Annotated in this window: 14 protein-coding genes; 7 read left to right on the plus strand and 7 right to left on the minus strand. The window is 64.1% G+C overall.

Translation table 11 applies throughout. The features are described 5' to 3' along the window. Positions 1 to 409: 409 nt before the first annotated feature. The 6 genes from ABB27_RS12625 to ABB27_RS12650 form a co-directional block, all read right to left on the minus strand. The gene (locus tag ABB27_RS12625; RefSeq protein ID WP_152984563.1) at positions 410 to 1,579 is read right to left on the minus strand and encodes an acyl-CoA dehydrogenase family protein; all 1,170 of its coding nucleotides are present in this window, start codon (positions 1,577 to 1,579) and stop codon (positions 410 to 412) included. Between the two features lie 10 nt (positions 1,580 to 1,589). Next, complete coding sequence (locus tag ABB27_RS12630) at positions 1,590 to 2,108, minus strand: MaoC family dehydratase (protein WP_057629144.1); 519 nt, start codon at positions 2,106 to 2,108, stop codon at positions 1,590 to 1,592. A 90-nt stretch (positions 2,109 to 2,198) separates the two neighbouring features. Next, positions 2,199 to 3,053, minus strand: coding sequence for an HpcH/HpaI aldolase/citrate lyase family protein (locus ABB27_RS12635; RefSeq protein ID WP_057629145.1), 855 nt, complete (start codon positions 3,051 to 3,053; stop codon positions 2,199 to 2,201). Continuing rightward, positions 3,050 to 3,916: a polysaccharide deacetylase family protein gene (locus ABB27_RS12640; protein ID WP_057629146.1), complete on the minus strand. Its 867-nt coding sequence runs from the start codon at positions 3,914 to 3,916 to the stop codon at positions 3,050 to 3,052. Before ABB27_RS12640 ends, ABB27_RS12635 begins: the two co-directional genes overlap by 4 nt. A 113-nt stretch (positions 3,917 to 4,029) precedes the next feature. Further along, on the minus strand, positions 4,030 to 4,872 hold the full coding sequence (locus tag ABB27_RS12645) for an SDR family NAD(P)-dependent oxidoreductase (RefSeq protein WP_057629147.1): 843 nt from the start codon (positions 4,870 to 4,872) through the stop codon (positions 4,030 to 4,032). 20 nt (positions 4,873 to 4,892) lie between these two features. Beyond that, the gene (locus tag ABB27_RS12650; RefSeq protein ID WP_057629148.1) at positions 4,893 to 5,201 is read right to left on the minus strand and encodes an REDY-like protein HapK; all 309 of its coding nucleotides are present in this window, start codon (positions 5,199 to 5,201) and stop codon (positions 4,893 to 4,895) included. A gap of 138 nt (positions 5,202 to 5,339) precedes the next feature. Between ABB27_RS12650 and ABB27_RS12655 the strand changes: the two genes are divergently transcribed. From ABB27_RS12655 to ABB27_RS12685, 7 genes are all read left to right on the plus strand, one after another. After that, a complete protein-coding gene (locus ABB27_RS12655) occupies positions 5,340 to 6,578 on the plus strand; it encodes an MFS transporter (protein ID WP_057629149.1) in 1,239 nt (412 codons plus the stop codon). Between the two features lie 30 nt (positions 6,579 to 6,608). Further along, entirely contained in the window at positions 6,609 to 7,283 is a 675-nt protein-coding gene (locus ABB27_RS12660; protein ID WP_211263709.1) for an isochorismatase family protein, read from the plus strand. Next, positions 7,280 to 8,215, plus strand: coding sequence for a polysaccharide deacetylase family protein (locus ABB27_RS12665; RefSeq protein WP_057629150.1), 936 nt, complete (start codon positions 7,280 to 7,282; stop codon positions 8,213 to 8,215). Before ABB27_RS12660 ends, ABB27_RS12665 begins: the two co-directional genes overlap by 4 nt. Continuing rightward, complete coding sequence (locus ABB27_RS12670) at positions 8,212 to 9,132, plus strand: polysaccharide deacetylase family protein (RefSeq protein WP_057629151.1); 921 nt, start codon at positions 8,212 to 8,214, stop codon at positions 9,130 to 9,132. The genes ABB27_RS12665 and ABB27_RS12670 overlap by 4 nt, the downstream gene beginning before the upstream one ends. A 63-nt stretch (positions 9,133 to 9,195) precedes the next feature. Then, positions 9,196 to 10,875: an electron transfer flavoprotein-ubiquinone oxidoreductase gene (locus ABB27_RS12675; protein WP_057629152.1), complete on the plus strand. Its 1,680-nt coding sequence runs from the start codon at positions 9,196 to 9,198 to the stop codon at positions 10,873 to 10,875. Between the two features lie 28 nt (positions 10,876 to 10,903). Then, complete coding sequence (gene prpB, locus ABB27_RS12680; RefSeq protein ID WP_057629153.1) at positions 10,904 to 11,788, plus strand: methylisocitrate lyase; 885 nt, start codon at positions 10,904 to 10,906, stop codon at positions 11,786 to 11,788. Positions 11,789 to 12,290: 502 nt separating this feature from the next. Then, positions 12,291 to 12,686, plus strand: a complete 396-nt coding sequence (locus tag ABB27_RS12685) for a c-type cytochrome (protein WP_057629154.1) — start codon at positions 12,291 to 12,293, stop codon at positions 12,684 to 12,686. Between the two features lie 8 nt (positions 12,687 to 12,694). On the opposite strand, the gene ABB27_RS12690 is transcribed toward ABB27_RS12685, so the two are convergent. Beyond that, positions 12,695 to 13,471, minus strand: a complete 777-nt coding sequence (locus ABB27_RS12690) for a glucose 1-dehydrogenase (RefSeq protein ID WP_057629155.1) — start codon at positions 13,469 to 13,471, stop codon at positions 12,695 to 12,697. Positions 13,472 to 13,593: the final 122 nt, after the last annotated feature.

The raw sequence follows: 13,593 nt of genomic DNA on the forward strand, positions 1-13,593 counted from the left end.
CTGCTTCCCTTCTCCCCTCGGGAGAAGGTGCCCCGAAGGGGCGGATGAGGGTTGGATCTGCTGTTACCGCCGGTGCTTTGGCTTTTGGCTTTTGGCTTTTGGCTTTTTGGCTGTTGGCTTTGGCTGTTGCTTCTAGCTGTTGCTGTTGCTTTTGACTTTGGCTTTGGCTTTGGCTTCTAGCTGTTGCTTTGCTTCGTCCCTTCTCCCGCTTGCGGGAGAAGGTGCCCAAAGGGCGGATGAGGGGAGCTTTTTAAAGCTTTGGCTCTGCTTGCTAGAAGCTTCCCCTCACCCCAACCCCTCTCCCGCAAGCGGGAGAGGGGCTACCAGGTTTCTGGCATTGCTTGTAAAGCTGCCCTCACCCCAACCCCTCTCCCGCTCGCGGGAGAGGGGCTCTGGTCTGCTTGGGCTTCTAGATCTTGTTCCTGGCCACCAACTGCTTGGCGATGATGATGCGCTGCATTTCGTTGGTGCCTTCGCCAATGCACATCAGCATGGCGTCACGGTAGAAGCGCTCGATGTCGTATTCCACCGAGTAGCTGTATCCACCAAAGATGCGCATGCCTTCCTGCGCGCAGTACGCGCCGGTCTCGGTGGCGAAGTACTTGGCCATGCCCGCTTCCATGTCGCAGCGCAGGCCCTTGTCGTAGGCGTTGGCGGCGCTCTCGATCAGCAGCTTGGATGCCTCCACCTTAGAAGCCATCTCGCCCAGCTTCAGCTGGATGGCCTGGTGCTCGGCAATCGGCTTGCCGAAGGTCATGCGCTCCTGCGCATAACGCACCGACAAACGCAGCGCGCCCTCGGCAATGCCGCAGCCGCGTGCGGCCACATTGATACGGCCCAGCTCCAGGCCACCTACGGCGTGCAGGAAACCCTGCCCTTCCACACCGCCGAGCAGGCAGTCGGCCGGTACCTTGTAGTCCTGGAATACCAGCTCGCAGGTGTCGATGGCGCGGTAGCCGGACTTCTTCATCTTCTTGGCGACGATGAAGCCCTCGCCCTTCTCGGCGATGAACATGGTCATGCCCTTGTGACGCGGCTGCGCCTCCGGGTCGGTCTTGACCAGCAACAGCACCATGTCGCCGTACATGGAATTGGTGATCCAGGTCTTGGCGCCATTGATGACGTAATGGTCACCCTCGCGCTTGGCAACACTGCGGATCGCCTGCAGGTCGGTACCAGCATTGGGCTCGGTCAGGCCCAGCGAGCCACGCAGCTCGCCGGTGGCCATGCGCGGCAGGTACTTGCGCTTCTGTTCTTCAGTGCCGCAACGCTCGATGGCCGCGGCCATGATCAGGTGCGAGTTGAAGATGCCGGTCGGCGCCATCCATACCGCCGACACCTTGATCACGATCTTGGCGTAGATGCGTGCCGGCAGGCCAAGGCCACCGTACTCGGACGAAATGGTGGCACCGAACAGTCCCAGATCCTTCATCTCCTCGACGAGGTGATGCGGGTACTTGTCCTCGAGGTCGTATTCCTGGGCGATCGGTGCAACGGATTTCTCGACCCAATGGTCGATCGAATCCAGCAACGCCTGCTCTTCGTCAGGGCCCCACAGCTGTTCCTGTTCCGTGCTCATCATCGCGTCCTCAGTAGTTGACCTTGTCTTCCACCGAGTGACCCTGCTTGGCGATCAGCATGGTGCGGCTGAAGCTGCAGATCAGCTTGCCGTCCTGGTTGAAACCCTCGGTCTGCACGGTGACGATGCCGGCGCCCGGGCGCGACTTGGACTCGCGTTTGTCCAGTACCTTGGACTCGGCCACCAGGGTGTCGCCGACAAACAGCGGGTGGGTCATCTTGATGTCGCTCCAGCCCAGGTTGGCCACGGCCTTCTGGCTGACATCGGTGACGCTCATGCCGACCATCAGTGCCACGGTGAACGGCGAGCAGACGATGACCTTGCCGAATTCCGAGGCCTTGGCGTACTCCTTGTCGAAGTGCATCGGATGGGTGTTCATCGTCAGCAGGGTGAACCAGGTGTTGTCGGTTTCGGTGATGGAGCGGCCGGGGCGGTGCTCATAGATGTCGCCGACATTGAACTCTTCGTAGTAACGGCCAAAGGTTTCGCGGAAGCGGCTTTCGGAGATCTGCTTGACGTTCTGAACCATGACAATGTCCTTTTGGAGCGGGTTGGGCTGGCGCTGGGCGCAGCTTGGTCAAAGAGGGGCGTAAATCAGGCGTTCAATGGAGCGGTGAGGTCAGCCGGCGCGCACGCCAAGCGCACCCAGTGCGATGGCGCGTTCGGCGGCAATTTCGATGGGGCGGTCCACCAGCTTGCCGTCCAGCTGGATGGCTTCGCCGCCGCTGGCAGCCAGTGCCGCAACCACGCGTTGGGCACGGTCAAACTCGGCAGCGGTGGGCAGGTAACGGGCCTGGATGGGGTCGACCTGCGCGGGATGGATGGCGGCCTTGGAAGTGAAACCCAGGTCGATGACGCGGTCGGTTTCGCTGACCAGGCCGGCTTCATCCTTGATGTCCAGATAGGGCACGTCCATGCAGGCGACGCCGGCTTCGGCGGCAATCGTTGCCAGCTGCACGCGCGGATGGAAGAAGCTCTCCCAGCTGGCGCGGCCACGCAATGCAACGATGTAGTCGAAGCCCCCAAACATCAGCGCCTGCAGGCGCGGAATGGCGGTGGCCAGCGCGCGTGCATCCAGCAAACCTTTCGGCGTTTCAATCTGCGCGATGAAGGCGGTGTCGATTGCTGCCAACGCGGCATCGGCCTGCTGCAGCTCGGCCACGGTTTCTACCTTGGGCAGCATGACGAAGGCCGGCTTCAGGCCCGAAGCGGCGAGCGCCTTCAGATCTGCCTGGCCCAGTTCGGTGGACAGCGGATTGATACGCAGGCCGATCTCACTGCGGGTCTGCGGAAGTTCGGCGAGGAAGGCGAACAACGAGGCACGCGCGCTTTCCTTGTCACCCGGCGCAACCGCGTCTTCCAGATCAATGCAGACCTGGTCGGCACCGGTGGCCACGGCCTTGGCGTAACGCTCCGGGCGCGAGCCCGGCACGAACAGCAGGCAGCGGCGTGGGTTGTTGATCGCAGTGCTCACGGCGCACCGACCTGGGAGGCGAAGTGTTCGGCGATCTGGCGGCGCGTTGCGTACCAGGTGCCCGGCTTCTGCGCGACGTATTGCAGGAATTTCTCGAACGCAGCGATGCGACCCGGGCGTCCGATGATGCGCAGGTGCAGGCCCAGCGACATCACCTTGGGGCTGTGCTCGCCTTCGGCGTACAGCGTGTCGAAGCTGTCGATGGCGTAGTCCAGCCAGTCCTTGGGCAGGTAGGACGGCGCCACCCACATCTTCATGTCATTGGTGTCCAGCTGGTACGGCACCACGATCATGGGCTTGTCGCTGCCATCGACATCGCCCCAGAACGGCGCATCGGCCGAGTAGTCGTCCATGTGGTACAGGAAGCCTTCTTCCTGCAGCAGGCGACGGGTGGCGGCGGTGTGCAGGTAACGCGACAGCCAACCCACCGGGCGCACGCCGCTGGTCTTCTCGATGCTGTCGGCAGCATCGCGGATGAACTGGCGTTCCTGGTCTTCGTTGAAGCGGAACTGGTGGATCCAGCGGTGGCCATGCGAGCAGACCTCATGGCGGCTGCCACGCAGGTAGTCGGCGATTTCCGGCGCGCGCTCCAGCGATACCGCCGCGGCGGTATACGTGCTGGTCACGTTGTACTTGTCCAGCAGCGCGGCGACGCGCGCATGGCCTTCGTTGACGCCGTAACGGTAATTGGACTCGTTGCCGTAGTTGCGCACCGGCTTGGACAGGGTCACATGCAGCTCGTCCACCGGCTCGGTGATCTTGTCACCCTGGCCGACGTTGTACTCGGACAGCTCTTCGACATTGACGACCACCGACAAGGCCAGGCGTGCGTTGTTGGGCCACTGGTAGACGGGTTTGGACATGGCAATCTCGTTACGTTTATGGGGGTGCGTGGTGGGGACTGCTGTGCTGCTTTGTGCTCATGCCGTGCGTCGCGTGGGCGGGAACGGCGCGCTGGAAGTGACGCGGCAATGCTTCAGTGGTTTTCCTCACCACCGGAGACATTGATCGCCTCACCGGTGATGTAGACCGCGTCGTCCGAGCACAGGAAGGCCGTCGCTGCTGCCGTATCCGAGGGCAGGCCCGGGCGACCGGCGGGAATGCGCGCGCGCATGTCGGCCAGGTACTGCTCGACGCTCTTGCCCTGCTTCTCGGCGAAGTATTCGTTCTGCCAGGCGCCCAGGCCGGTGGTGACGTGGTTCGGGCAGACCGCATTGACGTTGATGCCGTGGGCCGCCAGTTCCAGCGCGGCAACACGGGTCAGGCCAACCAGGCCGTGCTTGGACGAGCAATAGGCCGCCGCATGCGGGAACGCCGACTTGGCGGCCTGCGAGGCGATGTTGACGATGCGGCCGCCGCCCTGGGCAATCATCTGCCGGCCGGCGTGCTTGATGGTCAGGAAGGCGCCGCGCAGGTTCACGCCCAGCACCGCGTCCCATTCCTTGGCATCGATGTCGACCAGCGACTTCATCAGGTAACCAATGCCGGCGTTGTTGACCAGGATGTCGAGGCTGCCAAAGCGTTCCACCGTGGCCTTGACCACCGCTTCCACCTGCGCCTCTTCCAGCACGTCCAATGCCATGGCCACGCATTGACCACCGGTGCTGGCGGCCAGCTCGGCGGCAACCAGGGCCATTTCCCCGTCGGTGCCAACGGCAGTGACCGGCATCTCGGCGCCACGCACCTGGCCGATGTCGGTCAGCACCACCTTGCAGCCTTCCTGCAGCAGGCGGCGGGCAATGCCCTCGCCCAGCCCGGCGCGGCGACCGGCGCCGGTGATGAGTGCGACCTTGCCCTGCAATTCGGGGAAACGAGCCATGACCAATGTTCCTTGTGCGCTTACAGCGCGCTGGTGAGGATGAACAACGGATTGTCAGCGTATTGCTGGAACTGCGCCGCACCGGCTTGCACCGCCGCATCGGCCATGTCGGCGCCGAAGGCGGCCATGTCCGGGATACGTATCAGCTCGATGTACGCGTACGGCGAGCTGCCCTCACCAATCAACAGACCGCTGGCCTTGAGTACCTCGAACTTTTCCACCGACGGCAGCGCATTGACCACCGGCAGGTCGCTGGCACGGGCCCAGGCCTCGTATTCCTCGGCGCTGACGCCGGGCTTGAGGTTGAACAGGACGATGACGGTTTGCATGGCTTCCTCCCAGGTAAAAGACTGTGGCACACTTTGTCCGGACAAAGTGTAGGCATGCCCTTCGCCCCCGGTCAACGCCGGCGGCGGAAATCCCCCACAGGCGTATCTACCTGCCGTAACCCACTCTTGAGGTGCTTGATGAAGATGAAGCGTTATTACCCGTGGTTGATGGCGGTGATGGGGATGTTGGTGCTGCTGGTCTCCAACGGCCTGACTGTGACCGGCCTGACCGCCTTTGACGAATCCCTGCTCAAGGATTTCGGCTGGACCCGCAGCGAGCTCAAGCTGCGCGACCTGATCACCCTGGTGCTGGCCGGCTGGATGGCGCCGTTCCTGGGCGCGCTGATCGACAAGGTCGGCCCGCGCAAGCTGATCCTGGGCGGCATCGCCCTGCTGGCGGCGCTGTATGCGGCCTATGCGCATATCCATTCGCTGGCCCACCTGTACTGGATACACGTCGGCTTTGCCGCGGTGCTGGTCGCCGCCGGCCTGAATGTGGCGGTGATCTTCGTCTCGCAGTGGTTTGCCACCCACCGCGGCACCGCCATTGGTATTGCCCTGGTCGGCACCAGCCTGGGCGGCATGGTGTTCCCAAAGCTCGGCGTAAAGCTGATGCAGACCATGGACTGGCGCGCCGCGCTGCTGTGGGAAACCGCCATTCCGCTGGCTTTCCTGATCGTCGCCTTCCTGTTCGTGCGCAGCCCGCGCGCGGACGGCATCCAGCCCTGGGGTGCCGACACGCTGGCCGCCAAGGCGGCGGCAGGCAAGCCGGCCGCGTCCTCGCTGCCGGACCTGAGCTACCAGCAGGCCATGCGCACGCGCACTTTCTGGGTGCTGGCGTTCGTGGCGATGACCACCTTCTTCTCGATCATGGCGGTGGCCTCCAACCTGTTCCTGCACATGCGCGACCTCGGCTTTGAACCGGCCACCGCCGGCAACGGCCTGGGCCTGATGTTCGGCCTGGCAATGGTGGGCAAGTTCGTGTTCGGCTTCCTCGCCGACGTGCTGCCCCCCAAGCGCGTATTCCTGGTCAACCTGGCGATCATGGCCGCTGGTGCGGTGATCCTGGCGACCCTGCGCGCCGACCTGATCTGGTATTCGCTGGCCCTGTTCGGGCTGGGCTGGGGCGGCCTGTACACGATGATCCAGCTGCTGGCGGTCAATGCCTTCGGGCTGAGCTCGGCCGGCAAGATCCTCGGCACCATCACCCTGCTGGATGCGACCACCGCCGGCCTGGGCATCTGGGTGACGGCCAAGATCTTCGACCTCACCAAGAGCTACCACATCGCCTTCAGCCTGATCTGCGGGCTGATCGTGCTGGCCCTGCTGGCCGCCACCCTGGTGCGCGACGAACGTTCGCGCGCGCCCCAGGCCTGACCCCAACCACTGCTGCAACGGAGAGACCCCATGCCCGTGATGGAAACGTCCAACCTCACTGCCCGCCAGTACTGGGAGCAGGTCAAGGCCAACCCGAACCGCGCCAAGTTCGGCTTCGGCGCACGCCCGGCCATCGTCAACATCGATGTGCAGCGCGCGTACACCGACCTGGGCGCGTTCAAGACCGCCTATGAAACCGACCCGCGCCAGATCGAGCACATCAATGCGCTGTCGGCGCAGGTGCGCGCGCTCGGCCTGCCGGTGGTGTGGACCTATGTGGCCTACCTGGAATCGGGCGAGGACGCCGGTACCTGGGGCACCCGCACCAACACGCCGGACTCGTTGCAGAACATCAAGCACGGCTCCGAGCGTGCCCAGTTCGACCCGCGTGCCGACGTGCAGCCGGGCGACATCGTCATGCACAAGCGCATGGCCAGCCCGTTCTTCGAAACCAACCTGTGGTCGCTGCTGACCTTCCACAAGATCGACACGCTGATCATCACCGGCGGCTCCACCTCCGGCTGCATCCGCGCCTGCGTGATCGACAGCCTGTCGCGCGGCTATCGCAGCATCGTTCCGGAAGAATGCGTGGCCGACAAGCACGAGATCCCGCACTTCGCCAACCTCAGCGACATCATGCTCAAGTACGGCGACGTGGAATCGGTGGATCACGTCGCCGCGCAGCTGCAGGCGCTGCGCGCATGAACGGCGCCCCGAAGTCCGACCCGGGCCTGTTTGATTACTGGCCCTACGACAGCCGGCCGAAGATCCAGTGGCCGGGCGGTGCCCGTGTGGCCTTGTGGATCGCGCCCAACATCGAGTTCTATGAGTACGCGCCGCCGGCCAACCCGCAGCGCAAACCGTGGCCGCGTCCGCTGCCCGACATCCAGGGCTATGGCACCCGCGACTACGGCAACCGCGTCGGCCACCAGCGGATGATGCGGGTGATGGACCAGTACGGCCTGCGTGGCTCGGTGTCGCTGTCCACCGCCATGCTCAAGCACCACCCAGAAGTGATCCAGATGGCGGCCGAGCGCAACTGGGAATTCTTCAGCCACGGCATCTACAACACCCGCTACACCTACGGTCTGGACGAGGCGCAGGAGCGGGAGATGATCGAGCATTCGATGGCGCTGATTGCCGAGCACACCGGCCAGCACTGCGATGGCTACCTGGCGCCGGCGCTGTCGCATTCCGATGCCACCATCGACCTGTTCGCCGAAGCCGGTGGCCTGTATACCTGCGATCTGTTCCATGACGACCAGCCGACGCCGGTGAAGACCCGTTCGGGCAAGCGCTTCGTGTCGGTGCCGTACTCGCTGGAGCTCAACGACACCATCGTCTACGTCACCAACAAGATCGAACCGCGCCGCTACGGGCAGATGATCAAGGACGCCTTCGACCGCCTGTACGCCGAAGGCGAGAACTCCGGCACGGTGATGTGCGTGCCGCTGCATGCCTACCAGGTCAGCCACCCGCACCGGCTGGCGGCGTTCCACGACGCGATGGATTACATCTGCAGCCACGACAAGGTGTGGAAGGCCACCGGCCGCGAGATCGCCCAGCATTACCTGGACAACCACTACGACGACGCGCTGGCCTCGATGGCGGCGATCAACGCGGAGGACGCGGCATGAGCCTGGATCGCAGCTTCCTGGAATACCCGCACCTGCGCTACGGCATGGACCACGACCGCTACAGCTGGTCGATGCTGGCCGAACGCCCGCCCGTGCGCTGGCCGGACGACAAGCCGCTGGCGGTATGGATCAACCTGAGCCTGGAGCACTTCCCGCTCAACCCCAAGGGTGAGGGCTTCAAGCCGCACGGTTCGATGGTCATGCCCTACCCGGACCTGCGCCATTACACCCTGCGCGACTATGGCAACCGGGTCGGCGTGTTCCGCGTACTGGATGCGCTGGAAAAGTACGGTCTGCGCGCCAGCACCGCCGTCAACGGCGAGCTGGCCGAGCGCTACCCGGCCCTGCTGCGCCGGCTCAAGGCGCGCAGCGCCGAGCTGGTGGGACATGGCTGGAACATGGACAGCGTGCACTACGGCGGGCTGGACCCGGCGCGCGAAACTGAATACATCCAGCGCAGTTTGGCCGCGCTGGCCCCTTATTCGGACGGCCCCATCCAGGGCTGGCTGTCACCGGCCCGCTCGCAGTCGCAGAACACCCCGGAACTGCTGCAACAGGCCGGTCTGCAATGGTTTGGCGACTGGATCAACGACGAGCTGCCGTACCCGTTCCAGACCGCCAATGGCCCGCTGACCGCCCTGCCGTTGTCACTGGAATTGGAAGATCGCTTCATCGTCGGCGAAAATCTGCATGCCGAGGCCGAGTATGCGGACCAGATGGTCGATGCCTGCGATTTCCTGCTTGAGGAAGCGCAGCGCAGCGGACAGGGTCGCCTGCTCGCGCTCAACATCCATCCGTGGGTGATGGGCCAGCCGCACCGCATCAAGCACCTGGAACGCGTGTTCGCCCATCTGGCCGACCGCGCAGGGCTGATCTGGAACGCTGCGCCTTCGCAGATCATCGCCGCCTCACGTTGAGGCGGCGGTTCCAGGCAACCGTCGTCGCCACAAACGCGCCGGCCTTTACCCAAGAGCCCTTGCATGAACACTGAAGCCAACACCGCCCTGCCGCCGCGCGAAGCGATGGAATTTGACGTCGTCATCGTCGGCGCCGGCCCTGCCGGCCTGGCCACCGCCATCCGCCTGCGCCAGCTGGCCGTGGAGAAGGGCCAGGAGCTGTCGGTGTGCGTATTGGAAAAAGGCTCCGAGCCGGGCGCGCACATCCTGTCCGGCGCGATCATGGACCCGCGCGCGCTCAATGAACTGTTCCCGGACTGGAAGGAACGCGGTGCGCCGCTGAAGCAGGCCGTCACCCGCGACGAGTTCCTGTTCCTGGACGAAACCACCGCCAAGGCCACCCCGCACGCATTGCTGCCGGAGTGCTTCCACAATGATGGCAACTACATCGTCAGCCTGGGCGAAGTGAGCCGTTGGCTGGCGCAGCAGGCCGAGGCGATGGAAGTGTCGATCTTCCCGGGCTTTGCCGCTGCCGAAGTGCTGTACGACGAGGCCGGCGCGGTGATGGGCGTTGCCACCGGCGACATGGGCATCCACAAGGACGGCACGCCGGGCCCGAACTACGAGCGCGGCATGGAACTGCATGCCAAGTACACGATCTTCGCCGAAGGCTCGCGCGGCCATCTGGGCCGCCAGCTGATCAGCAAGTTCAAGCTCGACGCCGGCAAGGACCCGCAGTCCTACGGCATCGGCATCAAGGAGCTGTGGCAGATCGACCCGGCCAAGCACGAGCCGGGCCTGGTGGTGCACGCCGCTGGCTGGCCGCTGGACAACGACACCTACGGCGGCGCCTTCCTGTACCACGCCGATGGCGGCAAGGTTTCGATCGGCTATGTGGTCGGCCTGGATTACAAGAACCCATGGCTGAGCCCGTTCGAGGAGTTCCAGCGCTTCAAGACCCACCCGGCCATCCGCAAGCACCTGGAAGGCGGCAAGCGCATTGCTTACGGTGCACGTGCGATCACCGCCGGCGGCATCCTGTCGCTGCCCAAGACCGTGTTCCCGGGCGGCGCGCTGGTCGGCTGCGAAGCCGGCTACCTCAACGTCAGCCGCATCAAGGGCAGCCATGCCGCGATCAAGACCGGCATGCTGGCCGCCGAGGCCGCGTTCGATGCACTGGCCGCCGGCCGCTCGCGCGATGAGCTGAGCGCCTATCCGGAAGCGTTCGAGAACAGCTGGCTGAAGACCGAGCTGCTGCAGTCCAAGAACTTCAAACAGTGGTTCAAGAAGGGCCGCACCCTGGCCACGCTGATGACCGGCATCGAGCAGTGGCTGCTGCCCAAGCTGGGCATCCGCAATGCGCCGTGGACCATCCACCGCACCAAGGCCGACCACGAGTGCCTGGAACCGGCCGCCAGCCAGCCGAAGATCGTCTATCCCAAGCCGGACAACGTGCTGACGTTCGATCGTTTGAGCTCGGTGTTCCTGTCCTCGACCAACCACGAGGAAGACCAGCCCAGCCATCTGACGCTGAAGGACGCCAGCATTCCGGTCAAGGTCAACCTGGCCACCTATGCCGGCCCGGAAGCGCGTTACTGCCCGGCCGGCGTATACGAATTCGTCGGTGAAGGCAGCGATACCCGCTTGCAGATCAACGCGCAGAACTGCGTGCACTGCAAGACCTGCGACATCAAGGACCCGACCCAGAACATCGTGTGGGTAACCCCACAGGGCGGCGGCGGTCCGAACTACCCGGCGATGTAAGCATCGCCAACCAACCACAGGAGTTTCGATGAGCATTGTCAGTCCAGGTGCCCGCTTCCGCGCGGCGCTGAAGGAAGAGAGCCCGCTGCAGATCCCGGGCGCCATCAACGCCAACCACGCGTTGCTGGCCAAGCGGGCCGGCTTCCGTGCGGTCTACCTGTCCGGTGGCGGCGTCGCCGCCGGCTCGCTGGGCCTGCCGGACCTGGGCATCAACACCATGGACGACGTGCTCACCGACATCCGCCGCATCACCGACGTCTGCGACCTGCCGCTGCTGTCGGACATCGACACCGGCTTCGGCCCGAGCGCGTTCAACATCGCGCGCACGGTGAAGTCACTGATCAAGGCCGGTGCGGCCGCCTGCCATATCGAAGACCAGGTTGGTGCCAAGCGTTGCGGCCACCGCCCGAACAAGGAAATCGTGTCGCTGGGCGAGATGGTGGACCGGGTAAAGGCCGCGGCCGATGCCAAGACCGACCCGGATTTCTTCCTGATCGCGCGTACCGATGCCATCCAGATGGAAGGCGTGGATGCAGCCATCGAGCGCTCGCTGGCCTGCGTGGAAGCCGGTGCTGACGGCATCTTTGCCGAGGCTTCGTATGACCTTGAAACCTACAAGCGCTTTGTCGACGCGGTGAAGGTGCCGGTGCTGGCCAACTTGACCGAGTTCGGGCAGACGCCGCTGTTCTCCACCGAGGAGCTGGGTTCGGTGGGCGTGGCGATGTGCATCTACCCGCTGTCTGCGTTCCGCGCGATGAACAAGGCGGCGGAAAATGTGTATACCGCGATCCGCCGCGACGGCCACCAGCGCAATGTGGTGGAGACCATGCAGACCCGTGAGGAGCTGTATGAGCGGATCGGCTATCACACGTTTGAGCAGAGTCTGGACAAGACGCTTGCTGCGAAGAAGTGAGGTTGTTGGGGTCGGTGCGTTGAAGCTGAAGGCTAGAAAGCTAGAAAGCTGAAAATCCTGAAGGACAAAGGCCTAAAAGCTGCCCTCACCCCTACCCCCACTCCGCGCCCCGGCACTTGCGTTGACGCAAGTGCGTTCAACGGGCAACGAACCAGTGGTTCGTGAGCTGCCCCTCTCACCCCATAAACGGGAGAGGGACTGCTCCGGCAATATGATGTGAGAACCGGCATTGCTGGCTTCGTCGGGCTCGGCGAAATCCAGCCGGAGCCTCGGGCCCAACGCCGAGGAAATATGTGAAGCATCCCTTCTCCCGCATGCGGGAGAAGGTGCCCGAAGGGCGGATGAGGGGCCTTTGCTCCGGCTTCCGCTCCTGCTCTTGCCTTCGCTCCAAGCCTCTTCAAAAGCTCAACCCGCACCCAAGCCCCCCTTTGCTTTCCCCGCCCAGCACCGGCCATCATTGCCAGCGCCGTACAACCACGGCCGCCAACGCAATGAGCCAGCAATGTCCCGTCTGCCCTTGATCGCCCTTGTCTGCCTGGCACTCACCGCCTGCGGCCAGCGCGACGCCTTCAACCACAACGCCAGCGCCGACACGCACCAGCGCGAACTACAACGCGCCTTCGCCATCTGCGCCGGCTGCCACGACACCCGCGCCGCGCTCGGCCATCGCGTAGGCCCCAACCTGCATGGCGTGGTCGGTCGCAAGGCCGGCACCGCACCGGGCTACAACTATTCCGATGCGATGAAGGCCAGCGGCATCGTCTGGGATGCACAGACCCTGGACGCCTTCATCAAATCACCTGCCAAGCTGGTGCCCGGCAGCAAGATGGTCAATGCCACCTCCGACCCGGCGCGCCGCCAGGCCGTGATCGAGTACTTGTCCTCGCTGCCGGACTAAACCGGCAATCAATCCAGCGTCTGCACGCCACCGCCATTGACGAACAAGGTCTGGCCGCTGACCCAGTTCGATATCGGCGCGGCGAAATACAGTACCGCACCGGCGATATCGTCCGCTTCACCCAGGCGCTTGATCGGCGTATGCGACAGCATGCGCTGCTCGATCTCCGGCGTGAGCACGGTCGCCAACGCATCGGTACGCACCGCACCCGGGCCCACCGCATTGACGCGGATGCCAGCCGGGCCATAGTCATGCGCCAGGTTCGCGGTCATGTGGTTGATCGCTGCCTTGGACGCGGCATAAGCGCTGATTGCCGGGCTCTTGTTGATCGAACTCATCGACGACATGTTGATGATCGAACCGTAGCCGCCCTTTTCCATGTGCGGTGCGCATAGCTGCGACAAGCGCCAGGCGCTGAACACATTGATCTGGAAGGGCCGCTCGAACTGCTCCAGGCTGATCTTGTACGGGCTCTCGCGGCCGGCACCACCGCCACCGGCGTTGTTCACCAGGATGTGGATGCCACCCAGTTCGGCGGCGGTGCGCTCCACCACGCGCACCAGATCCTCGTCCTTGAGCACATTGCATTCCAGCGCCAAGGCCTTGCCACCGGCAGCAATAATCTCCGCCGCCACTTTTTCAGCGGCAGCCAGCTTCAGGTCGGCGATGGCCACGGCCGCACCATAGGCGGCCAACATCAGGGAACTGGCGCGGCCAATGCCATTGCCACCACCGGTAACGATGGCCACTTTGCCAGTAAGGTCGAAATGCGCTTGCGGAATCATAGTTGTGTGCTCCGATTCGGGCGGTTAATTCGCCCGGATACGATACACACAAGCCGCCAAGGCAAGGTTAGCGCCCTGTGTTTTCCGCTGCGGCTGCGCCCGGTGCAGCCGCATTGCAATGC

It is taken from the genome of Stenotrophomonas terrae (assembly GCF_001431465.1).
Taxonomy (GTDB): Bacteria; Pseudomonadota; Gammaproteobacteria; order Xanthomonadales; family Xanthomonadaceae; genus Stenotrophomonas; species Stenotrophomonas terrae.